Source organism: Terriglobia bacterium (assembly GCA_036496425.1).
In the GTDB taxonomy this organism is placed as follows: domain Bacteria; phylum Acidobacteriota; class Terriglobia; order 20CM-2-55-15; family 20CM-2-55-15; genus 20CM-2-55-15.
In genome coordinates, this window is sequence record DASXLG010000039.1 from 19529 (window position 1) to 42082 (window position 22554).

19 protein-coding genes are annotated in these 22554 nt (G+C 56.7%); 4 read left to right on the plus strand and 15 right to left on the minus strand.

The window, feature by feature from the left end; genetic code table 11:
- Window positions 1–113 precede the first annotated feature (113 nt).
- Window positions 114–1919: an alkaline phosphatase family protein gene (locus VGK48_02980; protein HEY2380125.1), complete on the plus strand. Its 1806-nt coding sequence runs from the start codon at window positions 114–116 to the stop codon at window positions 1917–1919.
- Between the two features lie 59 nt (window positions 1920–1978).
- On the opposite strand, the gene VGK48_02985 is transcribed toward VGK48_02980, so the two are convergent.
- The 10 genes from VGK48_02985 to lolA all read right to left on the minus strand — a co-directional run bounded on the left by VGK48_02985 (window position 1979) and on the right by lolA (window position 11086).
- Window positions 1979–3223 (minus strand): TIGR03118 family protein, encoded by a 1245-nt coding sequence (locus VGK48_02985; protein ID HEY2380126.1) that lies wholly within the window; start codon window positions 3221–3223, stop codon window positions 1979–1981.
- Window positions 3224–3319: 96 nt separating this feature from the next.
- Window positions 3320–4087: an enoyl-CoA hydratase/isomerase family protein gene (locus VGK48_02990; protein HEY2380127.1), complete on the minus strand. Its 768-nt coding sequence runs from the start codon at window positions 4085–4087 to the stop codon at window positions 3320–3322.
- A 1-nt stretch (window position 4088) separates the two neighbouring features.
- Entirely contained in the window at window positions 4089–5039 is a 951-nt protein-coding gene (locus tag VGK48_02995) for a hypothetical protein (GenBank protein HEY2380128.1), read from the minus strand.
- Window positions 5036–5611 carry a hypothetical protein gene (locus VGK48_03000; GenBank protein ID HEY2380129.1) on the minus strand — a complete coding sequence of 192 codons (576 nt, stop codon included), beginning with the start codon at window positions 5609–5611 and terminating at the stop codon, window positions 5036–5038. Before VGK48_03000 ends, VGK48_02995 begins: the two co-directional genes overlap by 4 nt.
- Window positions 5608–6165 carry a type 4a pilus biogenesis protein PilO gene (pilO, locus tag VGK48_03005; GenBank protein ID HEY2380130.1) on the minus strand — a complete coding sequence of 186 codons (558 nt, stop codon included), beginning with the start codon at window positions 6163–6165 and terminating at the stop codon, window positions 5608–5610. The genes VGK48_03000 and pilO overlap by 4 nt, the downstream gene beginning before the upstream one ends.
- Window positions 6162–6746, minus strand: a complete 585-nt coding sequence (locus VGK48_03010) for a PilN domain-containing protein (protein ID HEY2380131.1) — start codon at window positions 6744–6746, stop codon at window positions 6162–6164. The genes pilO and VGK48_03010 overlap by 4 nt, the downstream gene beginning before the upstream one ends.
- Complete coding sequence (locus VGK48_03015; protein ID HEY2380132.1) at window positions 6743–7612, minus strand: hypothetical protein; 870 nt, start codon at window positions 7610–7612, stop codon at window positions 6743–6745. Before VGK48_03015 ends, VGK48_03010 begins: the two co-directional genes overlap by 4 nt.
- On the minus strand, window positions 7605–9209 hold the full coding sequence (locus VGK48_03020; GenBank protein ID HEY2380133.1) for a GspE/PulE family protein: 1605 nt from the start codon (window positions 9207–9209) through the stop codon (window positions 7605–7607). Before VGK48_03020 ends, VGK48_03015 begins: the two co-directional genes overlap by 8 nt.
- A complete protein-coding gene (locus VGK48_03025; protein ID HEY2380134.1) occupies window positions 9206–10411 on the minus strand; it encodes a type II secretion system F family protein in 1206 nt (401 codons plus the stop codon). The genes VGK48_03020 and VGK48_03025 overlap by 4 nt, the downstream gene beginning before the upstream one ends.
- 15 nt (window positions 10412–10426) lie before the next feature.
- Window positions 10427–11086 (minus strand): outer membrane lipoprotein chaperone LolA, encoded by a 660-nt coding sequence (gene lolA / locus VGK48_03030; GenBank protein HEY2380135.1) that lies wholly within the window; start codon window positions 11084–11086, stop codon window positions 10427–10429.
- Between the two features lie 136 nt (window positions 11087–11222).
- Between lolA and VGK48_03035 the strand changes: the two genes are divergently transcribed.
- On the plus strand, window positions 11223–13103 hold the full coding sequence (locus tag VGK48_03035; GenBank protein ID HEY2380136.1) for an O-antigen ligase family protein: 1881 nt from the start codon (window positions 11223–11225) through the stop codon (window positions 13101–13103).
- 119 nt (window positions 13104–13222) lie between these two features.
- Window positions 13223–14860, plus strand: a complete 1638-nt coding sequence (locus VGK48_03040) for a PAS domain-containing protein (protein ID HEY2380137.1) — start codon at window positions 13223–13225, stop codon at window positions 14858–14860.
- Window positions 14861–15086: 226 nt separating this feature from the next.
- Here VGK48_03040 and VGK48_03045 read toward each other — a convergent pair whose 3' ends face one another.
- The 3 genes from VGK48_03045 to VGK48_03055 form a co-directional block, all read right to left on the minus strand.
- A complete protein-coding gene (locus VGK48_03045) occupies window positions 15087–15581 on the minus strand; it encodes an AAA family ATPase (protein HEY2380138.1) in 495 nt (164 codons plus the stop codon).
- A gap of 72 nt (window positions 15582–15653) precedes the next feature.
- A complete protein-coding gene (locus VGK48_03050; GenBank protein HEY2380139.1) occupies window positions 15654–17168 on the minus strand; it encodes a hypothetical protein in 1515 nt (504 codons plus the stop codon).
- A complete protein-coding gene (locus tag VGK48_03055; protein HEY2380140.1) occupies window positions 17158–18750 on the minus strand; it encodes a tetratricopeptide repeat protein in 1593 nt (530 codons plus the stop codon). Before VGK48_03055 ends, VGK48_03050 begins: the two co-directional genes overlap by 11 nt.
- 25 nt (window positions 18751–18775) lie before the next feature.
- Between VGK48_03055 and VGK48_03060 the strand changes: the two genes are divergently transcribed.
- On the plus strand, window positions 18776–20311 hold the full coding sequence (locus VGK48_03060) for a glycosyltransferase family 39 protein (GenBank protein HEY2380141.1): 1536 nt from the start codon (window positions 18776–18778) through the stop codon (window positions 20309–20311).
- Here VGK48_03060 and VGK48_03065 read toward each other — a convergent pair.
- Window positions 20308–21984 carry a tetratricopeptide repeat protein gene (locus VGK48_03065; protein HEY2380142.1) on the minus strand — a complete coding sequence of 559 codons (1677 nt, stop codon included), beginning with the start codon at window positions 21982–21984 and terminating at the stop codon, window positions 20308–20310. The genes VGK48_03060 and VGK48_03065 overlap by 4 nt on opposite strands.
- Window positions 21968–22399, minus strand: a complete 432-nt coding sequence (locus VGK48_03070) for a type II secretion system protein (protein HEY2380143.1) — start codon at window positions 22397–22399, stop codon at window positions 21968–21970. The genes VGK48_03065 and VGK48_03070 overlap by 17 nt, the downstream gene beginning before the upstream one ends.
- Window positions 22400–22554: the final 155 nt, after the last annotated feature.

Genomic DNA, 22554 nt, shown 5'->3' on the forward strand with positions numbered 1-22554 from the left:
GCCAGGAAAGTCGTAGATCCGTCACATCACTGTCACTCTTCTGTTACACACACTTGTTATTCAACGGAGGCGGGGTTTTTCAGACTCCGCTAATCTAAAAATCAGGAGTTTCAATGGTGCAAAACCGATTCTACATACGCTTGTGTGCGTTGTTCCTCGTTGGAACGTTGGGCAGCCTGAAGGCTTCCGCCTCCGATATCAAGAAGGTCTTCGTGATTGCCCTGGAGAATCACAACTGGACGCAGCCGGTCAGCAACCCCGGCGGGATCCAGCCGGTCTTTAACAATCCCATCAACGCGCCGTTCATCTACAGTCTCGTGAATGGGACGGCCACAGCGGTGATTAATGGCGCAACCGTTAACATCAGCCAGCAGACCTCCTATGCCAAGGCCTACTACAACGCCCTGGCCACTCCAACCGGAAACAATCCTTCGATTCATCCATCGGAGCCCAACTATCTGTGGGCCGAAGCCGGCACCAACTTCGGCGTTCTTAACGATAACGATCCCTTCGCGAGCAGTGGCGGGACGAATCAGAATACGGTACGGCACTTGAGCGGTTTTCTACAGGTCGCCGGCAGGACATGGAGATCGTACCAGGAAGACGCGGACCTGCTTACGACCGGCATGACGAATATGCCCGGGATGCTCACCAACACCCCTCTGCCCCGGGCAAGTTGGACCGTTCCTGCGACCAGCTTCTCCGGAAATTTTGTTTCTGGCTTCAATGCTTATAACGGATCAAGCCAGTACAACTATGCGACCAAACACAATCCCATGGCCTACTTCACAGATACGAACGGCGGCCCCAATTTTGGTCCCAGCAACCCGCTGTCCCAGAGCCACGCGCCTTTGCAACAGTTGCAGTTCGATCTTGCCAGTAATACGGTGGCCGACTACAACTGGATTACGCCGAACCAGTACAACGACATGCACACGGCGCTCAGCGCCAGCGCACCCATTAAGGGCACGGAAGTGATTGCAGGGTTCACCGGCGACGGGCTCCAGATCAAGCAGGGCGACGACTTCCTGAAACAGTTGGTTCCCATGATCATGGCATCACAGGCATACAGGGATCACGGCGTGATTATTATCTGGACGGACGAAACCGAACCCGCAGGCGCAGGCGACACACCGTCCCAGAACGACTTCCAGCACACGCTGGCCGAGATCGTCATCTCCGCGGACGCTCATGCCAACGTGAACGGCCTCCCCTACGGAAGCCCGGTGGTTTACACGCATTCTTCGGACTTGCTCACCATGCAGGAAATCTTCGGTGTGGGACCGGCTATCGGCGATGCAGCGAACGCCACCGATCTGTCAGACCTGTTCAATCCGGGCGTCATCTCGGATGACAACGTCAACGTCAAGGGAAACCTCACTATTTCTGCGGGTCAGTCCATAACCCTCAGTCAAGGCGCGGTCGTGAACGGCAACGTCATGGTGAACGGCGGCACGTTATTCCTGACCAACGGCTCGCGTATCGGCGGCAACCTGCAGGTTTCGAGCGGCGATGTTACGGTCACGAACAGCACGGTTGGCGGAAACGCGCAATTCAACGGCGGCTCCTTCTCGATCGGATCCGGCACCGTCATCCAGGGCAACCTCCAGGCTAATGGCCTGCCGGGTGGCAGCGCAATCCTCAATCTGGTGTGCGGCGCCTCGATCGGCGGCAACCTGCAGTATCAGAACAACGCCGGCGCGGCCGTGATTGGCGGCCCGACAGTGCTTGCCACGAGTACTTTCGCGAGTTGCCCCGGAAACGTCGTCAATGGAAATATGCAGGTCGACAACAACTCCAGCCAGATTCAGGTGTACAACAACAAAGTGAAGAACAACCTGCAATGCCAGCAGAATTCCTCCATCCAAGGCGGAGGTGATACAGCCAGGAACCAACAGGGGCAGTGCTCGGCGTTCTGATTCATTCCTCGTACTGACCTGTTCCCTCCGGGTCCGATGCCTTCAGGCATCGGACCCGGTCAGCGTTGACGGGACGCGGGCAGCACCGTCAGTTTTCCGAATTCACCATCGGACTCGCTGTTTGGACCCGCCGTGAAGTAGAGCGAATTCGCATCGCCGAGGCTGACGCCATTGCCGAACACCAATCCCCATATCCCGTCGATCTTGATCACATCGCCACGCTCGTCTCTCAGGTTGCCTGTGAAGTTGCCGGTTTTGGGATCGAAGGCGGCAATGGTTCCGTCACCGAAATTGGACACCAGGAGGTCACCGCCGAATTTGCCGAAGGCGGACGGCGCAATCGCCATGCCCCAAGGGGAGTTGAGCTTTCCCTGGTCTTTGAAATCCTTCACCAGAGTGCCATCCTCATTATATTCGACGACATGACCGTTGCCCGGGCCGTCCTTCTGTTCCATCCCTTCATCTCCGTCGGGATTAAACATGGCGTAAGCCACATACAAATGGCCGGCTATGCCGGCAATGTTGTATACGTGCAGTCCGCCAACGTCTTTAGGCGTCTGGAAGTGAAAGGACGAGGTGATGTCCCGCCACTGATTATTAAATACCTGGATGGCATTATTCCGGAAATCCGTTGCGAACAGGAGGTTTCCTCCCGCACGGGTGTAGGCCGGAGTGTTGTAAACATTAACGGTCATCGCCGCGCCGCTGAAAACGCAGTTGGCCTTGTAGGGGTAGTGGCCCGTCTTGGAATAGTCGATGATCACCGGCGCGCTGGTCATAGAGACTGCGGTACTCAAGCGCCAGGCATTGATGGCGCCATCTTCCGTGACGAAAGCAAATTTAGCCGCCCCGGATGTTCCCCCGGAAATGGGTTGGGGCGGGTTGGTGGAATAGTTGAGCGCCGGCCCGGAGACCGGGAATTCGATGGGCTGTCCCGGTATGTCGCTGGCTGCGTTATAAGCCAGGCCGGTGACGGTCGCAAATCCGTGATCGGTAAACCCAGGCGTATCGAGCGTCACGCTCTTTAAGCCATCCTGATGCAGGGGATTGCCCTCGACGTCCCCAATGTATTCCACCGAATTACCGGTTTTGGCGTTGTTGATCCAGAAATGGCCGCCCGCGCCCGGCGGACGGACGGCGATCCCCCAGGCATTGAGCATCGTCTTGTCCACCATCTTGGGCTTAAGAGCCGGATCGTTGGCAACAAGAATGGTCTGCGCAAACCGGTTGCCCTGCGCTGACGCCGGAATCCCAATGCTCTGTGCCAGTATCGTAAAGGCAACAACCTTTATTAGCGTTTTCATAATGTCGACCTCCGGGAAACAAATGAAAACTGCATTTTCTTAGACGCCGTATGTATTTTCTATGACAGATGAATGACTTTTCTGTGTAGGTGCGGTCTATTTGTTCTTCCACTGGGGAGGCCGCTTCTCAAGGAATGCCGTCATCCCCTCCGCCATATCTTCTGTCCGGATGAGGTCGCGCACATAAAGCTCGTGCGCGCGGTCCAGCGCGCTTTCGAAATGGCGGCCGGCGCCTTCGCGAAGGGCGCGTTTCGCTAAGGCAAGAGCAGCAGAGCTCTTCATGAGAAGCTTGTCGACGTAGGAGTCTATGGTTTCGGTCATCCGCTCGCGCGCGACAACCTTATTGACGAGGCCGAAACGTTCGGCGGCGGCGGCGCCGACGGGTTCGCCGAGCAGGATCATCTCCGAGGCGCGGTGGAACCCGATCGCACCCGGCAAATAGGCGACCGCAACCGGAGGATAGCAACCCAGTCCGATCTCGGGCTGGCCGATTTGCGCGTTATCCGCCGCGACAATTAGATCGCACATCATCGCCAGTTCGGCTCCGCCGCCGAGCGTGTGGCCGTGAATCGCGGCGATGCTGATGCAGTCCGATTTACGCATCCGGAGGATGAAATGGTGAAACTTCTCCAGAGCGCTTTCAATCCGGGCAGGCGCGTGATCGGCAACATCGACGCCGGCCGAGAACCCGCGATCGCCCGCCCCCGAAATAACAGCGACCTGGGCTTTCAAATCCTCGACTTCCGACCAAGCGGCGTTCAGCTCGTCCAGCATCTGAAGATTGATCACATTCAATGGAGGCCGATCGAGAACGATACTGGCAACGCGCGGCCCGGGATGAAACCGAATCGTCGAATATTCCATGCTATTTCGGCTGCTGGCCCGTTCCGAACGAAGAACCTCCCAGCGGGCCGAATGCCGACGACGTTGGCGTCTGGCCGGAGGACTGCCCGGTAATCGGATTCGGCGCCTGTCCTGGCGTCTGACTTGAAGTCTGAAACGGATTGGTTGATGTTTGCCCGTTTGCGGGAACTCCGCCTTGCGGATTCAACTGTTGCGGATTGAGCTGGCCCTGTTGTCCGAGAATGGCGACGAATTCCCACTCCCTGTATTTCTGGCGGTTGTTATAGATTTTGAGCGATGGCTTGTCGGAATCGGAGGCGACTCCGACAATTCCCCGGCTGACCCCGGTCGTCTGGCTCAGAGTGTTTGCTCCCTGAAGGCCTTGCCCCGGTTGCGTATTCGTCGATTGGCCCGGCTGCTGTGCGGATTGCTGCCCGAATCCCTGCTGTTGCCCGGCCGGTGCACTGAATCCCGGCGTGGTTGTGGACGAACTGTTGCCGGTTCCAAACCCGGTTCCAAAGCCTCCGCCGGGTTGCTGCGGGTTCTGCGTCTGGGACTGGAAGGGCTGTTGCCCGATTTGAGTTCCTGTCGAGGTGTTGCCGAACAGGGGCTGATTATTCATGTTCTGCTGAAGTATCGTGGAGCCGTTCAGACTCCCGTCGGGATTAAGCGTAATCAGCCGGAAATCTTTGCCCGTGATCGGGTCCTTGTACGCATGCCGCAAAAAACGCAAGCCGTTGGTTGAAAGGAGCTGATCGACGGAGGTCGGATACACTCCCAGCTTGCGCTGATATTTCTGTATGGCGCGAGTGTATTCACCGCCGCGGAAAATCAATTCTGCTTCCTGTTCCCGCTTCATCTGTGTCTGGTACGCAGGGATCGCCGCAGCGATGAAGATCGACGTGATGGTGGCAAACATCACAATTGCGGCAAGCGAAAAACCGGCGTCGCCGCGGTGAGTCTTCTTAGTCATTTCGCGAGGGGCAGCGATTGCCGGCGGTTGTACGCAAGATCTTCGACATCGACAACCTTGTCCGTAATCGCCAGAATCCGGTAGCGGCCCATCAATACTTCGCCAACCGTAACGTTGTAGTGTCTGGTGTCGTCGCCAATAACTGCGGTGAACCCGCCGGTCGGCGTATCCAGCGTCAGATAGCCCTGATACTTGAGAGGAATCGGCGGCGGCCCCGGCGGAGCAACCGGCGCCTGCTGGCGTATCCCGCCAGGAGGCACGCCAAAACCGCCCGGCTGCGAAGACCCGGGCGAAGAGAGCCCCCGCTGCACCGAAGGAGGTGGCGGCGGCTGCCTGTATTCGAAAATATTCTTCCTTCCGACGTCTGCATCTCCTTCGGACTTATCCAAAAGATTCATACGGATACTGGCGTCGCTCGGCGCCGGGGGATTCGCCGAGGTCTTTGTTTCCGGCGGCTGCACGGCAGCGGTCGTCGCCGGCTGATTCATCCAGTAACCCATCACGAGAATGAGCCCCAAAACAGCCAGAAGGACAACCAGAATGCTGAGTTTCCGCCGATCCTGTTTACTCATTGATAGAAGAACGTTTCCAGATTCAATGCCATTACCAGATCCCGGGTCGCGGTCTCCGAACCGCCTTGAACGTCGATAGAGTTGATAATGAAAAATGTCTGGGACTCTTCGAGCTCTTTGAGCAGGTTGACGACGTTTTGATAAGGTCCGGTCACCGGTAATCTTATTTTAACGGAATACAGTCCATATTGCGGAGCCTGATCGATGGTGTAATCCTGATGCAGATTTTTGACCCCGGTCTTTTGCACGGCCTCTTCCAGGAGCGGCAAAAGTTCGGACCAACCCGGGGTTCGCGGCAGAAAATGCATTGTGATCAGTTGAGCGCGGTCCTGCGCTGAGGTTTCGAGCTGCTTACTGAGTTTATCCAGCCGGTCGATCTTTTGCCGGCGGGTTGTCCCCTCGACCCGTGTTTTCTGAATCGAATCCTGCAGCCTGAAATACTCGGAGCGCACCGGACGATAAAGAATCACATAGAAGAGAATGTTCACGACGGCGATCGTCCCCAGCACCCCGGCGAACAGATAGTGTTGCCGCTGACGGCGATACGTTTTCATCGGACATCCCTCTGCGGGTAGTAGACGGCCGCCAAAGTGATGTCCACATCACTGGAAAGCGAGGGCTCCTTTTTTTCCTCTGCGGAAACAACGACATTTTCGAAAACGGGCGACTGCTCCAGGCGTTTTATGAATACAGTGACGTCGGCGACGGTCTTCGCCTTCACCCCAAGATGGAGAATGATCGAGCCATCGCCCCCGATATTCGGCGTCAGGTTGCTCAAGTGGACGTTATCCGGCACCATCTCCTCGAGAGTCGCGAACAGCCGGGTCCATGAAAAATCTCTGCGCAGGATCAGATGGTTCAGAAAGCCGATCTCATTCAGCTTTGCCGTCGACTCCGGCGTGTCCAGGCGTGATTCCAGTGCCGACATCTGTTGTTGCAGGGCTGCCGCGTCGACACGCAATTCCTGCTCTGTCCCGCGGATCGACCGCGCCCGGCGCGAATAGCGGAGGAACCCGTGCGCCTGCCAGGCGGAAACGACAATAAGAACGACCAGAATCGCCGCCAGCGCGATATTGGCTGCGCGGTAGGCCGGAAAGGGGCGGTTCGAAAGATTCAGGTCGAATTCGGCGCTCACAGAACGCTCTCCGGCTTGAGATGGACCGCGCCGAGCGCCGGCTTGAAAATGTCGTCGACACTCTTTGGCTCCATGCGCTGTGCGGCAAGTTCCAGTTTCTGCTGGATCTCCTCGACGGAGTTCTCCAAATCCGAGTCGTAACCGCACAGGACGAATTGTTCCAGCGACCGTCCGCCGAGTTTGTCCTGGTAGTACATGATCGTCGGATATACCGCGTCGTACAGCGGCAGGTCCGTCACGCGGCGATAGAACCGAACCTGCCGGTTCTGAAACACCGTAGTCGTAATGCAGTCCGGCGCGACCTTCACAAACAATGCATCGGTCACCGGCGGAACGAACAGGTTAAGGGCCGCCAGCGTGGATGGCAGGACCATGCCTGCGTGAATATCGAGTGAGTCGAACAGTTTCTCGTACTCTTCGACAACCGAACGGGGCGACACCGCGACCAGCATGTCCACCCCCGATCCGCTGCGACTGGGTCCGACGATTCGATAGGCAACCTGCGCGGTATCGACGTCAAAAGGCACCGTCTTTTTGAGCTTCCACCGGATGAAGGCCCGCTGTTCCTCCGGAGTTTTCGAAGGATTCTCTGCCGTGATGAACGAGATTCTTGCCGTCTCATCCGGAACGACAACGGCAATTTCCGAGCCCTTGAACCCAACCTGCTCCAGCGCCTGCCGCACCTGCGGCCGCGCCGCAGCGATCTGGATGCCGGTGGGCAGTTCCATCGTCCACTTGTCCGAAATCTGTGTCCGGCGCGAATTCAAGCCGGCCACGATCAGATGTCTGGACGTCAGTTCGCAAGCCCACAGCGGCACCTGAGGCTTGAAAATCTCGGTGACGGTTGCCAGAAGACTTTTATCCAATGAACGTCACCTTATTAATTTCTTTCAGGGTCGTCGTGCCGGAAAATACCTTGTCGAGCGCGTGATCCCGGAGGAAAGTCATGCCCTCCTCATGTGCGGCACGCTTGATTTCCGAGGTCGGCCTACGCTCGATGATCATTTCGCGGATGCGATCGGAAAGATCAAGCAGTTCGTGGATGGCGGTGCGGCCGCGAAAGCCCGTTCCGTTGCACTCGAGGCATCCTTCGCCTTCATAGAAGGTGAAATCGCGATATTCATCGACATTCAAACCCGCTTCGATCAAGGCCTGTTCGGGCAACCGAACCGGTTTGCGGCAATTGGCACATATCATCCGGACAAGGCGTTGCGCCAGGATGCAATTCAAGGCCGACACGAAGTTGTACGGGTCGACGCCCATATTGAGAAAGCGGCCAAGAACGTCGACGACATTATTGGCGTGGACGGTGGTGAATACCAGGTGTCCCGTGAGCGCGGACTGAATCGCGATCTGCGCCGTTTCCACATCACGTATCTCACCGACCATGATCTTGTCCGGATCATGGCGGAGAATCGACCGCAGGCCGCGTGCAAAGGTAAGACCCTTTTTCTCATTGACCGGAATTTGAGTGATACCCCGGATCTGGTATTCGACGGGGTCTTCGATCGTCAGGATCTTGTCTTCTTCGTTCCTGATTTCCATCAAGGCCGCATACAACGTCGTGGTTTTGCCGCTGCCTGTGGGCCCTGTGACAAGCACCATTCCGTAGGGTTCAAGAATGTATTTTCGGAACTTCTTGATGTCGGACTCGGAAAAACCGACAACTTCCAGGCTCAAAGTACGGAACTTTTCGCTCAGGGATTCCTTATCGAGAATACGGATGACGGCGTCCTCGCCGTGGATCGACGGCATGATCGAGACACGGAAGTCGATCGAGCGGCCTTTGTATCGCGTTTTGAATCGTCCGTCCTGTGGAACACGGCGTTCGGAAATATCGAGCTCCGACATGACTTTGATTCGCGAAATGATCGTCGAGTGATGCTCCTTGGCGATCGGCGCCATGGCTTCGTTCAGCGAGCCGTCAATCCGGTATTTGACGCCGACTTCCGCATCCCGCGTCTCGATGTGAATGTCACTCGCGCGCCGCTCGAGCGCCGTGAAAATGATCGTATCGACGAGGCGAATGATCGGGCTCGATTCTCCCTGAGTGATCTTCTCGATCGTGATCGTCTCTTCGCCGCTTTCGTTTTCCCGGATAAGGTCGAGCTTGAAGCCTTCGGTCGCCTCATCCAGCATGCGCTGTGAAGATTCCGATTTCTTGAGGAGGTCCTGAATTTCGGCCAGCGCCGCAACTTTAATGGTGAGCGGCCGGCCGAGCAGCGCTGCAACTTCGTCGACAACGACAAGGTCGCTGGGATCGGCCATCGCGACAACCAGAGCGTTTCCCTCGACGCGCAGCGGAACGAAGTTGTAGCGAAACATGAGATCGGCCTGAATCGAGCGAAACAGCTCGAGATCCAGGTGAGTTCCCTTCAAATCGACGAACTCGTAGCGATAGCGCTCCGCAAGCTGCTTCGCAACCGACTGCGCCCGCTCCTTGTTCTCTGCAACTTCTTTCATCCCTGTACCGCACTCCCCAGGCTGAATATCGGCATATACAGCGAAATCAATACGAAGGCGATGAACACGGCGACGCACAAAAGGATCACCGGTTCAACCCAGCTCAACAGCGCCGTCGATCGGATGTTGACGTCCTCGTCATAGAAATCCGCAACGTGGTTCAACATGTCCGGCAGCGAGCCGGTCTGCTCTCCGACGCGAATCATTTCCAGCGCCAGGTCCGGGAAGTGTCCCGTACGATCCAGACTTTCAGACAATGCCTGACCCTCCCTGACCTGACCGATCGCGTTGCGGATCGAATCGCCGATGACTCGATTTCCGGACGCATCGCGCGCAACCTCCAGCGCGGCAACCAGTGGAATACCACCCTGCAGAAGCGTCGCCAGCGTCCGCGACAGCTGCGCCATCGAAAACATCGTCCAGATATGACCGACGATCGGCACCGTCAATTTCAATTCGTCCAGCCACTGCTGCCCCCGGCGGCTGCCAATCCAGATCTTCAGCGCAATAAGGCCCCCGATGATTAACGGCGCCACCAGAGCGAGGTTACTCCGGATCGCGTCCGAAAGCCCGATCAGGAACCGGGTTGTAAACGGCAGCGGCGTGTTCAAGTCAGCATACAGTTCGCCAAACTTCGGGATGACGTAGGTCAAAATGACCCCGATCATCACTATTGCAAGGACAATCAAAAATGCCGGATAGATCAATGAATTCAGGAACTTTTTGCGAACCGTGGTGATTGTCTTCTGATATTGGACGTAGCGGTTGATAACTTCGACCAGGTTCCCGCTGCGCTCTCCTGCAAATATCGAGGCAGTATATACGGTGGGAAAGACCTCCTGGGCACGCAGCGCCTCCGACAGCATAGCGCCCGAAAATACACGCTCCCGTACATCGCTCATGTGCTCTCGCAGCAATGGGTTAGAGATCCGATCCTTAAGCAGATCCAGAGCTTTTATAATCGGCAAACCGGCGCGGATCAGCGCGACAAACTGCTGGTTGAACATGATGAAATCGTCGGCTTTGATCGTCGGCTGCCGCTTCCGGCGCCGGATGGACACCGATAAGCCTCGCGGCCGCACATCAATCGGCAGAAGTCCTTGTTCTTGAAGGTGATGGCGGACTTCTTCCATACTCTGGCCGACCAGAACAGTCTTGACGATCTCGCCCGTAGGCTTGGCGTATTTGCAGCTGAATTCCATGAAATGGAGGCAGAACTACTGCCCGATCCCCTGTACGACCTGTACACCGGCAGGTATTTTGAAATCAAAAAGATCGCTCTTCAGGCCGGTGTTGATCCGGATATTCGAAAAGATGAATTCGGAGGTGGAACCGTCGGTGTGGTCAAGTATGAGCCGTCGAATCTGGTAGTTGGCCGGATCCACTTCCATAACCACGTCCTTGATATCGGTTTTGCGCTTGGGGTACATCCGAATGACCTCGGTTCCTTGCAGGAAGGGCTTCGTCGTAAGCCCTTCAAATTGAGTGAACTCTCCGCTTAGATTCGACCGCCCGACCAGGAACATCAGCGGCATGCGTTCATCAAACGTCTCCTTCACCGCTTCCTTATTGACCTGATGATCGGCTGGGAAATAGAAATACACCGTTTTTCCATCCGAAACGAACAGTTCCTCTTCCGGACTCTTGTATTCCCATCGCATCTTCCGCGGCTTCATCAGATATAAATGACCCGAGGCCTGATGGTTTCGGTTCAAAGGATTTTGGTCAATTTGAACAAAATCCGCGTTGAAGTCCTTCATCTGGGCGAATGTTCGTTCCACACCGTGAACCAGGTCGTAGACCTCATTCAGCCGCTTGGCCTCGTTTGTCCCCTGTGGGTGCAGGAATGTCAGGAACAGGATCAGGGAGAGATACATTTCTAAAGGTTAACAAAAAACCGGGGGAATGTTGACCAAGACGCACCCGAAAACGATTATGCAGTCGCGGCCCGGGACTCCATTTCCGACCATCTATTCACCTGTTGCATGGCACTGATGCTAGAGTAGCGCCGCGATGTTGACCTTTTTGGTGGCGGCCCTGGTTGCCGTCAGCGCTCTGGGCAGCGAGGGGACACAGCCTTTAATCCTTTTGCTCTACCGCTCCCTCCTCTTTGCGATCACCTTCTGGTGCGGCCGTCAGCTTTACCGCAACCGGTCCTTCCCGGTCTGTCCAAAGTTTCTGGCCGCCGGCTTCGCGGCATGTCTCCTGATGCTCTCGTTCCTGCGAAGTCCTTCGCCGTTTGAAGGGTTCTATTATTGGTACCAGTTCGTTCTGTTCGCCGCGGCATTCGTGGTGTTTGCCGCCTACAGCAGAAGCCGGCCGGCCGCCTGGAAGATGCGGATCCTCTGGCTGGTGGTTGCAATCCAGGCTGCTTATCTGATCGCTGGGCTCGCTTCCCGCACGCGCCCTATCTACGCCGGTTTTGCAAATCCGGACTATCTGGGCTCCTTCCTGCTGGTCGGTTTTTCCATCTGCCTTTCCATCGCACTATTTCGAACCGAACGACTGCAACGCGCTGTTGGCGCCGCCGGCTGTTGTTTTTTTTATTTTGGAATCATTGAAACTTTGTCCCGCGGTGCAACGGTCGCGGCTTTCCTGGTCGTCATCGCGGCTGCCCTCCGCTTTAACCACGGAGCATGGATCTCGAAATTCGCCGGACTTGCCGTGCTGGGAATCCTGCTGGCGGCCGGAGTGATCTTCAGTCCCTCCCTGGTACAGAAATTCACCGACGTCGGCAGCAGCAACCCCTATAACTACATGCGGCCGAAAATCTGGGCGCAAACCCTGCGCTTGATCCGGGACCATCCGGTGTTCGGCGTCGGCCTCGGTCAATTCGTGCACGTTTCGAGGAGATATGCTCCCGCGCTCGAAAGCGAACGTGCCGCCCGGTATGCCCAACGGCCCGGGATCGCCCATTCGGAGTATCTGCAATATGCCGCGGAGACCGGTGTGCCGGCGGCGCTCCTCCTGCTGAGTCTTGCGGGATATCTGATGTGGCTGGCCATCAAGCGGGCAGAAACCTGCACAGTCGAGTCCCGCGCCATTCAGGAAGCGGCCATCCTGAGTACCGTCGGTTTAGCCGCGCATGCCCTGTTCGACAACAACTGGGTTGTTCCGGTAATGGCCGCGTGGACGGTGATTTTCGGCCTCGCAGATGTTCTGCCGGATGCGGATTGGAAGCCGAATCTCAACTGGACAACCAGCGGAAAAGTGGCTTTGGCGATCCTGACTCTGATCATCTATGCGCATTCAACGCTGATACCCGGCATCGGTCTCCGCTTCAATCAACTCGGATCTCAAGCCTTCGCCGCCAACGATTTGGATAAAGCCGAAGCGGATTACCAGATTGCGGCCGACATCCTTCCGCTGCACTCCGCACTGTTGGATGATCGCGGAATGCTCTGCCTGGCCCGCTATGAGCAGACCCACGATCGGCGCTGGATCGGCGCGGCGGAGGATTTCTTTGCCCACTCGGCAGACGCAAATCCCGACTCAAAGGAGCCTTGGAGTCACCTCGAGCGGGCTCTGATTTTGAGCCTGACGGGCAACCCGGATACCGACCGGCGAATCCATCCTCAGATTGCGCTGATCGACCGCGACATCTTACGCGTCGATCCGTTTGATCCATTTGTCCGCAAGAACCTGGCAGAAGCTCTCTATCGCGGTGGGCGAAAACAGGAAGCGCAGGAGGAACTCCGGCACGCAATAGAGATCGAACCAAACTATGTGGCGGCGTACCTGACGATGGCGGATTGGGCGAACGAAGCCGGCAATATCGACGGCGCCGCTCAATATCGGCAAAAAGCAATGGACATCGACACGAAGTATCCCGAGGCCAGAAGAAACGGGCCGTATGAACACCTGTTGCTGGCGCGCCCGGAGGCGGTCCATTGATGAAAGAGTAGCCGGAACGCAAATTCGCACCGTCGATCCACGCGAAGGCTTTGCTTTATAGATTTCGCGGCGGCACGTAATCGGAATAGGATGGATTAACACAGCTGAAAGAGGGTCCCATGGTTCGACGGAAGGTCGCTAGACTCGAGCGCCGCATTCGCGAGTTGGAAGAAGAAGCTGCCCGGAAGACCGAAGCCTCGGCACAGGCGATTCGCGAAAGCGAAAAGCGCTTTTTGTTATTCATGGACAATATGCCGGGGCTTGCCTGGATCAAGGACATCAAGGGCCGGTATGTCTACGCCAACGAACCTGTCCTTAAAGAGGTGCCCCCATTTCGCGGGGAATGGCTCGGCAAAACCGATGCAGAACTATGGCCGCCGGAAGTTGCTAAAGAATATTGCTCGAACGATAAGTTAGTCCTCTCTTCATGCCGGCCTTTGCAGACCGTCGAGCATTTCATCAAGGACGGCGAGATGCGGCATGTCCTGGCCCACAAGTTCCCGATGATCGACGAAAGCGGTTCGGTCGTCATGATCGGCGGCATGAGCGTGGACCTTACGGAGCGGATAAAGGCGGAAGAATCGCTGCGAGTTCGTGTAAGACAGCAAGACGCCATCCTTCAATTTAGCCGGCAGGCTTTGGCAGGTGGCGACACGTCTTCACTGCTTCACGAAGCGGCTGCGGTTGTGACGAAGACCCTTCGCGTCGACTATTGCAATATTATGGAGTTAACCCACGATGGCACTGGTCTGATCCTTCGTACCAGTACAGGCTGGGACCCTGCGCTCGTCAATCAGATAGCCCTTCCTTCAGGTGCCCAATCTGCCGGCGGATATGCGGTCCTTCACAATGAAGCAGTGGCCTTCGAGGACATTGGCAGTGAAACCCGGTTTTCAGCTACCGCCATTTACCGGCGTTACGGAATCTTCAGCGGCGGCGTGGTTCCCATACCGCTGGTCGATCGCCCCTTCGGCGTCATCAGCGCCTTGACGACAGTCCGTCGAGTCTTCTCGGAAGAGGATATGCGGTTCCTGCAGTCTCTTGGCAACATTCTGGCAGCGGCTCTACAACGGCGTTTCCTCGAAGGGATCGTCATTGAAATCGCCGAGAGAGAACAGCGGCGTATCGGACAGGAACTGCACGATGGGGTCTGTCAAAACCTGGTCAGCATTGGATTGTTCGCGAAGAGTTTCCAGACGCGGCTTGCCAGGAGTTCCATACATCAGTCGCGCAAGGCTCGGGAACTGGTGGGCCTGGTCTGTGATGCTGCGTCGCAGGTGCGCGAAATCGCACGAGGTTTGATTCCCGCCGACCTGGACGGGCAGAATCTCATTGCTGCTCTTCGCGCCCTGGCAGGAAGCATAGAAAAACGGACCGGAATCAGCTGCAGATTCCGGCGCGTTGGCCAGGTGGTGATCCCGGAAAATGTAACCGCCTATCATCTGTTCCGTATTGCGCAAGAAGCCGTCAACAATGCCGTGAAACACAGCCATGGGAAACATATATGGATCGTCATGCGGACCGACGATAACAGAATCGCGCTGTCCGTCCGGGACGACGGCATCGGTCTTCCGGCCGAGCCTGAACGCTCCAAAGGAGTAGGGCTCCAGACCATGGCGTACCGGGCGAGCCTGATCAATGCCTCGCTATGGAGCGGGAGCGTACGAACGGCCGGCTCCAAGGGTGCGAACGTTGTCTGTTCGCTGCCTCGCGAAGCTCGCAGGTCTTCAAACAGCAAATCGGCAGCCGCATCCTGAGCGCTGGCTTTGCACTGAGCCTGAATAATGTCAGTGGTGAAAAAACGAAGCAGCAGCAGGATACAGAATGCCGAGACCAGAGCCGCTACGAGTACGAGAACCCGCGCAGACCATCGCGGCCGGGAAAGCTCCAGGGTTTCGATCGCTTGCTTCGCGATCCTGCGGTCGATCGATTTCGACTGAGCGGCGAGGCCGGCAGTCAGACACCGTTCGGCGAGGACGTTGATCAATCGGGGCGTCCCGTTCGAGTAACGATGGATAAGCCGAAGGGCTCTGTCGTGAAAAATCGACGCGGGCTGGCCATCTGCAGCAGCTTTTGCTGATGCGTTTCAAGATTGGAAAGAATCCGGATCTGCTCCAGTGTCGCCACTGGAATGTTCTGCGCCTCATCGATGATCAGGAGTGCCCGGCGGCCGACCGACACCAGCGATAGGAGAAAGGTGTTCAGGTGCGCAATCAGGTCGTCCTTGGAAATTCTTGGATTCTTGTCCAGTTCCGCCTGGGAAATCACCGTATGCGGCAGGTTTTCGAGAACAGCCCGGCACAAGGTCGTCTTGCCGGTTCCGATGTCACCGTAGACAACGATGAACCCTTCGCCGCGATGCAGTCCATACCGAAGCAGTTCATATGCACGGATGTGCGATTCGCTCCTGAAAAAAAATCGCGGATCGGGCGTCAGGCTGAAAGGAGGTTCACGAAGGCCGTAGAATTCTTCGTACACTCACTGCCGGTCGCGCTGCGATGTGATCATGCCGGTCGAGCCTGCCTCTGACCAGCATTTTATCGCATTCGTCTAATTTCCCCGCGTGGGAAAGCGAATGTCGTAGAACCCGTCCTCGTATCCGGCTCGCCACTCTTTCGGGAACCGCCCTGCAAACCAATTGAAACTTTCGTTCTTCTCGATCAGCAGATCGTCGGCCTGGAACGTTGAAAGCGGGATCTGCGAAGGATCGAGAGGACGTTCGTAAAACTCCACGATGCCGACACGCCTGCTTTCGTCGTGAGTCAGGAACACAACCACGTCTTTGTCCCTGGAAACAACGCACAGGACGCGCCGGCCTTGACGAGCGAGGCGCTCCGCACCTTCCCCGACACGTGTCGCTGCAGAGTTAAAATAGATTGAAGCCACCTGCGAGTCGACCGATCCGAAGAAATAGTCATAGTCGCCGGCAAACCAGATCCAGATCAGTAAAACAATCAGGCCGGTTCTGGCTGCGGGAACCCTTGTCACGAGCGTCCAGAAACCCAAAGACGCAAGCACCAGATAGACCGGAAGCACGATAAAAAGCCGCGTCAGGCTCGGACCCGCAACACCAAGGATCAAAATGGCCGAGATCCACGACACCAGCAGGAACACGAAAGCGGGCTTGACGATCCACCGCTTTGTCTGGATAAGCCCGAGAATCAATGGCGCAATCAGCACAATGCGAAGGGGACTGTGACCTTGTGCCGTGAGGGCGGCGCTGATGGAATCAAAGAAAAAGCCGGGGCCCGCAATGTCGCGGTAACGATCCGGATAGTAAAAAGGCAATAGCGCGGTTGAAGCGACATTCACCAGCTTGTCCCACGCGCTCCCGACCAGCACATAATCGCCCCTTGCCAGGAAGTCCTGCGGCCGCATCGCCAGAAACAGCAAGTTGGGAATGGATGTGGCGAATGCCGCTGCCGCGATCACCAGGTATTTCCGTCTGAAAGATTCCCTTTTCTCCGGCTCGCTCAGGCAGCGGACCATGGCATACACGACGAATGCAATCGGCAGCACGCGGCAGGCGGTATATGAATAAACACTCAGGCCGAGAACGGCACCGCAGAGAATACTTCTCCAGGTTTCTGCCCGCCGTTCCGCTCCATCCAGCAACATAGCAAACAGTGCCAGAAAAAACGGTGCGGCGATGGCCCTCAATCCGCTGCGGGCATAATGAAAGAGCCAGAGCGAGGAAACGGCTGTCAGAGCCGGAACCCACAGCGGAATCGTTTCGCTGATGCAGGTGGTCAACCGGCAGATGAGATAGATAATGGCGAGCGCGAAGAGCCAGCTTGTCAGCTGGATCGCTATGGTCGTCGGACCAAATGCCGACACCATGCCGCCGACCAGATACAAATATAAGGTCTCCGCAGAATTCCCGATCGAAGAGGTAATGACCTCGAAGTGTCTGCCCTGAACCAGATAGATGCCGCGGAGCGCTTCCTGCGCCGTGTCGCTGAACAGTCCGTCGGGCATGATATCGCGCCGGACCACAAGGCTTGCAGCATATATCGACAGTATCGTAAGAACTGCGATGCGCGCCGGCCAGCGATCATTCCTCATGACGGAGTTCCCGAAGTTTCGCCTGGATACCCTGGTTTTCCGGGTCTACGATCGCCGCGCGCTGGTAAGCGGCGGCGGCGGACTGTTTCTGGCCCGTCTCCTCGAGGGTGCGGGCCCAATTGAAGTACAGTGTTGCATCGGGATAGGGTATGGAGTCGATAGCCATGCGATACATGGCTTCAGCCTCTTTCATCTTCCCTTCCATCATGTAGCAATCGCCCATGCGGCGGCGGGTATCGGCGTGTCCGGGATCGACCTGAAGCGCCCGTTTCAGCAGGGGCCAAGCCTGATCGCAGTTGTTGTCGTGGATCCTGGTCAGCGCCAGCGTGCTCAGCAGTTCCGGATAATCCGGGATAATCCGGAGCCCTGCTTCGAGTTGCGTGCCTGCGTCGTCAACCCGCCGTTCCTTAATCAGAGCGAATCCATAACCCAGTCTCGCCTTGGCGCTGTCCGGAACAACTCGAACCATATTCGCGAAGAAGGTGAAGTCGTTCCGGCGAATATAGTCGTGCCCGTTACAAAGAACGATCGCAATCAGCAGGCCGCCGGCAGCCACCAGCTGCCTTTGCCGGGCGTTTGCGATGGCGTTATAGGCGAACGCAAGCGCAATCGATATGCCGATGAGCGGAAGGTATAAAAACCGTTCCGCCATCAGCACACTGATGGGAACAATCCAGTTCGAGGCCGGCAGAAAAACCACAAATGCGAACAGAACGCCGAGGCTGACGATCCGGTTTCGGCGCCGGTACCACAGCGCCCATAGTCCGATCGCAACGATGAGCAGCAGGCCGAGCCAGGCATCCCAACTCGACGCATGAGCGATTGGAATCGCGTTGTAGTCATAATCCCCCGCAACATTGACCGGAAAGAAAATGAGAATCAGATAATTGATGAAAACGCGACCGGCGGTCAGAAGTCGTTCAAAATAAGTCAGCCGGCCGGCCATGTATTGCGCTCCGTGAGGAATGCCCAGGGCGCCGAGGACCGAAAAACGCAATAAAAGATAGGCTGCGGCAATGGGAACATAGACCAACAGCCGCCATATCGATTTTGTGCGGGAATCGCGATCGAAACCTCCAGCGAGCCACAGGTCGAGCACGAGGATTGCGGGCAGAACGATTGCATTTTCTTTCGACAAAAGAGCGAATGCGAACAGAAGCGCCGACCAGACGGGTTTGCCTTTACGAAACAGCAGCCACGCGGCGAGCAGAAAGCAGGCGGAAAAGAGGTCGCCTCGGCCGACAATGCTGGTCACCGCTTCGGTGTGGACCGGATGAACGATGTAGATCAGCATGGCCGCTACCGGGATGATGCCGTTGCCTGTAAGGCTCGTGCACAGCAGAAAAACCAGAAACCCATTGACGGCATGGAGCGCCAGATTCGTCAGGCGGAATCCCGGCGCCCATCGTTGCCAGATCGCGTAATCGACTGAAAGCGAAAAAACAGTGAACGGCCGGTAAATCCCCTCATACTGCTGCTGCGCCCAGTACGGCGATTTGAGGAATTTGACGGGCGTAATGGAACGAATCGCAGGATTAGACGCAACCAGTGGCGCGTCATCGAAGATAAGATCGTTCGGCAATGCATTCAGGTAGCAGATAGCCACAATGATCAACGACAAAAAGAAAGCCCTGCGGTTGCTGAGCGTCCCCGCACTTGTCCTGTTGATCATTGCTTTCTGCCTCCAGGCATTACTTGCCCTTCCCAGACTGTCTGCCACCAGCGACGAACCCATCCACCTCTCGGCCGGATACAGTTACTGGCAGACGCGCGATTTCAGGTTGAATCCCGAACATCCGCCGCTGGCAAAATTGATTGCCGCGCTCCCGCTCCTGATCATTCATCCCGCTTTCGACACCAGCCATGACGACTGGAAAGCGCCGGTGCAGGAGATTTTCGGATTTAACTTTCTCTACAGCAACGACGCCGACCGCCTGCTGTTCTGGAGCCGTACAGCGATGGTGCTGCTGGCGGCGGCCGGCATCATTGTGACGTTCCTGTGGGCGCGTGATCTGTTCGGCATCCCGGCCGGCCTCTTTGCCGCGGCCATGTACAGCTTCTCCCCGAATCTGCTGGCCCATGGAATGCTCGTCACGACCGATGTGCCTCTGGCGGTTTTCGCGGTGCTGGCGTTCTATCTTTTCTGGAAAGGCAGTGAAGTCCGTTCGTGGCGTATGGACATAGCCACCGGCCTGGCTTTGGGCGCTGCCATGGGAAGCAAGTTTTCGGGAGCTTTTCTGCCGGTGCTGATCGTGATTTTCTGTCTCGCGCGCGACCGCCGCACGGCACTGCGGCGGCTTGCCTTGATCGCGATAGCCTCGCTTGCCGTGATTCAAGCGATCTATCTGTTTTCGGGTTCCCCGCTGCTCTATTTCAGGAATGCTTCTCTGGTAAATGCAAACCACGTTCAGCACTACCCGGTTTATCTGTTCGGCCAACTGAAGCCGGGAGGCTGGTGGTACTACTTTCTGGCCGCATTTCTGGTGAAGGCCACAGTGCCGACGCTGATCGCCATTATTTTCGCGGTGCTGCACCTCGTGTCGAAGCGCTTCGTCTCGAGTTGGGGAGAAATGATACTGCTGGCTGTCATTTGCTTTTATACGGCATTGATTTCGATGGCTGCCGACCAGATCGGACTGCGCTATTTGATTCCCATATTTCCGTTCGTCTTCATCTGGACAAGCAGGATCGTTCCCTGGATTTTGTCGATGCGGGGCGGTGCGATAGTCATAGGGGCGTTGCTCGCATGGCAGGTGTTCGCGGCCGTCCGGGCGTTTCCAAACTACATTCCCTATTTCAATGAGCTCGCAGGAGGTGCTGCGCAAGGGCCGTGGTTGCTGGACGATTCGAATGTGGATTGGGGCCAGGGCGTGAAACAGGCCGCGCAATACGTGCGGGACCATCACATAACGAACCTCCGGATGCACACGTTTTCGCCGATCGACAACCCGCAGTACTACGGCCTCCCGCCGGACATTCCATTGCCGGAATCGTTCCGTCTCCTGGTGGCTCAAAGGCCCGCCCCTGGCGTCTATATCGTCAGCGCGCATTATGTTGCGAGAATGAGAGGCGTAAGCCGCGAGTGGCAGACGTACACGCCGGTTGACCGCATTGGCGATTCGTTGTGGGTCTATGCATTTTAGTTGGCTGCCCCCATCTGGCTCAGCTTCATCTTGATTCCCGGGTCGGTTGGATCAATAAGCGCAGCCCGCTGGTAAGCCGAAATCGCCGCCGGAATTCTGCCGATCGCTTCGAGCGTATGCCCCCACGAAAACAGCAGCTTCGCATCCGGATGGTCGGAATTCTGGATTGCCAGGCGGTAGCTGTGCTCCGCCTGTTCCGTTTTGTCTTCCATTGAAAAACAGTCCCCCAGGACCCAGAGGCTTTGCCATTGTCCCGGCTCTGCCCTGAGAGCTTGCACGAGCAAGGGGCGGACGCGATCGCACCGGCCATCGATGCGGAGTGTCGCGCTTGCCAACCCCGCCAGCAGAGGTGCGCTTCCCGGCTTGATTTTCAAACCGGCCTCGAATTGCTCTTTCGCCTCCGCTGCTTTGTCCACTCGCATAAGGGCGAAGCCGTATCCCAGGCGGGCCCGGGCATTCTGAGGAACGAGGCGTACTGCGTTTTCATGAAACGTCAGAGTGTTCCGCCAGACGTAATTGTGTCCTATGCACAGGATGACAGCGATGCCGACGATCCCGGTTGCGGCGATGTAGCGGACTTCGGCACGCGGAATCGAAGCCCAGCCAATTCCGGCGAGCAGCGCGAATCCGAATGCAGGAGTGTAGAGAAACCGCTCCGCCATCAGCAGGGCGATCGGCATGATCCAGTTCGAAACCGGAAGCAGCGTGATAAAGAAAAACAATATTCCCAGGCTGACTGCCGGCTTCGTTTTCGCCAGCCGGAGGGCCAGGACGATCAGTCCGGCAACCAGAACCAGACCGAGCCATGCATCCCAATCTCTAAAGCCGGCCACAGGAATCGAATTGAAATCGTAGTCGCTCGGAATCTGCACCGGCATGAACAGCAGCCGGAGATACTGAAGGAAGACGCGGCCGGATGTAATCCAGCGCTGGGACAAAGTGAATTTGCCGTCGAGATACTGCCCGCTCGTGGGAATTCCCAGGCCGCCCAAAGCGTAAAAACGCAAAGCAAGATACCCCGCGCCGGCTGCAGCCAGGACTGCAAATCGCTTCCATGCCGCAATGACCTTTTTGACTCCTCCTTCATGTAAGGCCATATCGAGCATTGCGATCGCAGGGAATGTGATGGCGCTCTCTTTCGAGAGCGCTGCCAGGACATACGCCAGTGCGGACCAGCCGGTCCGGCCTTTCCGGAATGCGAGCCATGCGGTGAAGAAGAATGCGGCGGCCAGAAGTTCACTTCTTCCGACGATGCTGACCACGGCCTCCGTCTGCATTGGATGAATAACGTATACGGCGGCTGAACCCAGCGCCGCTAACGGCGACTCCAGCAAACCATTCACGAGAAGAAACACGAGCCAGCCGTTGAGGGTGTGAATCATCAGATTCACGAGGCGGAAACCTGGAGCCCATACATGCCAGATCGGATATTCCAACGAGAAAGTAAAGATGGTCAGCGGCCGGTAAATCCCGGCGTGGGTGAGATCTCCCCAATACGATTGAATCAGCAAATGGAATGGATCGATATGCCGGATGCGCTCGTTGGCTGCGACAATCAGAACGTCGTCGAGAATGAAGGCATTGGGGATTGAATTGGCATAGCAAACAGCAACCAGGACGGCGCAGACGACCAGCGCACGTCCTGGTGTGATCCAGCTATTGGACGGGCGCACCCGAGTATCCCGTGGGCGCGCGCGAGGGATCCGTCGAGAATCGGACGACGTAGTCGGGGCCACTGTAATAGTCGTAGCGGCCGCCATTGTAGCCGGCGGCGGTAGCGGTCGCCGTGTAATTCAAATTGTCCGGCGTGACCTGAACATTGAAGATATATCCCGATGTCGGCTGTGAGTACTGCAGATCCAGCAGGCCGGCCGAGACCAACGACACGATATTGCCGTACTGGCCCTGGCTGTTCGAGAGATATTGAACTTCCGCGGTATTGAGCGTTCTCATATTCGCAACCGCATGGGTTTCATTGGCACTCTGCCGCGAACGAAGCAACGATGGGATGGCGATCGTTGCAATGATCAGGATGATCGCAACCACGAGCAGCAGTTCAAGTAAAGAGAAGCCGTTTCTTTTATTCATCGTTAATCGTCGGTGAAAACCCGGCCTGTTCGGCCGCTCCCGGCATCTACCTCCCCAAGCGCCCTAACTATGGCAACTGGGCAACCATTTCGCAAGCTTATACTTATCAACCACTTATAATGGAGTCGTTATGTCAAGAATGACAAAATACAGTC

Bases quoted from the DNA above. Each gene is read 5' to 3' on its own strand.
- VGK48_02980 (HEY2380125.1), top strand. From the start codon at position 114: ATGGTGCAAAACCGATTCTACATACGCTTGTGTGCGTTGTTCCTCGTT.
- VGK48_02985 (HEY2380126.1), bottom strand. From the start codon at position 3,223: ATGAAAACGCTAATAAAGGTTGTTGCCTTTACGATACTGGCACAGAGC.
- VGK48_02990 (HEY2380127.1), bottom strand. From the start codon at position 4,087: ATGGAATATTCGACGATTCGGTTTCATCCCGGGCCGCGCGTTGCCAGT.
- VGK48_02995 (HEY2380128.1), bottom strand. From the start codon at position 5,039: ATGACTAAGAAGACTCACCGCGGCGACGCCGGTTTTTCGCTTGCCGCA.
- VGK48_03000 (HEY2380129.1), bottom strand. From the start codon at position 5,611: ATGAGTAAACAGGATCGGCGGAAACTCAGCATTCTGGTTGTCCTTCTG.
- pilO (HEY2380130.1), bottom strand. From the start codon at position 6,165: ATGAAAACGTATCGCCGTCAGCGGCAACACTATCTGTTCGCCGGGGTG.
- VGK48_03020 (HEY2380133.1), bottom strand. From the start codon at position 9,209: ATGAAAGAAGTTGCAGAGAACAAGGAGCGGGCGCAGTCGGTTGCGAAG.
- VGK48_03025 (HEY2380134.1), bottom strand. From the start codon at position 10,411: ATGGAATTCAGCTGCAAATACGCCAAGCCTACGGGCGAGATCGTCAAG.
- lolA (HEY2380135.1), bottom strand. From the start codon at position 11,086: ATGTATCTCTCCCTGATCCTGTTCCTGACATTCCTGCACCCACAGGGG.
- VGK48_03035 (HEY2380136.1), top strand. From the start codon at position 11,223: ATGTTGACCTTTTTGGTGGCGGCCCTGGTTGCCGTCAGCGCTCTGGGC.
- VGK48_03040 (HEY2380137.1), top strand. From the start codon at position 13,223: ATGGTTCGACGGAAGGTCGCTAGACTCGAGCGCCGCATTCGCGAGTTG.
- VGK48_03050 (HEY2380139.1), bottom strand. From the start codon at position 17,168: ATGAGGAATGATCGCTGGCCGGCGCGCATCGCAGTTCTTACGATACTG.
- VGK48_03060 (HEY2380141.1), top strand. From the start codon at position 18,776: ATGATCAACGACAAAAAGAAAGCCCTGCGGTTGCTGAGCGTCCCCGCA.
- VGK48_03070 (HEY2380143.1), bottom strand. From the start codon at position 22,399: ATGAATAAAAGAAACGGCTTCTCTTTACTTGAACTGCTGCTCGTGGTT.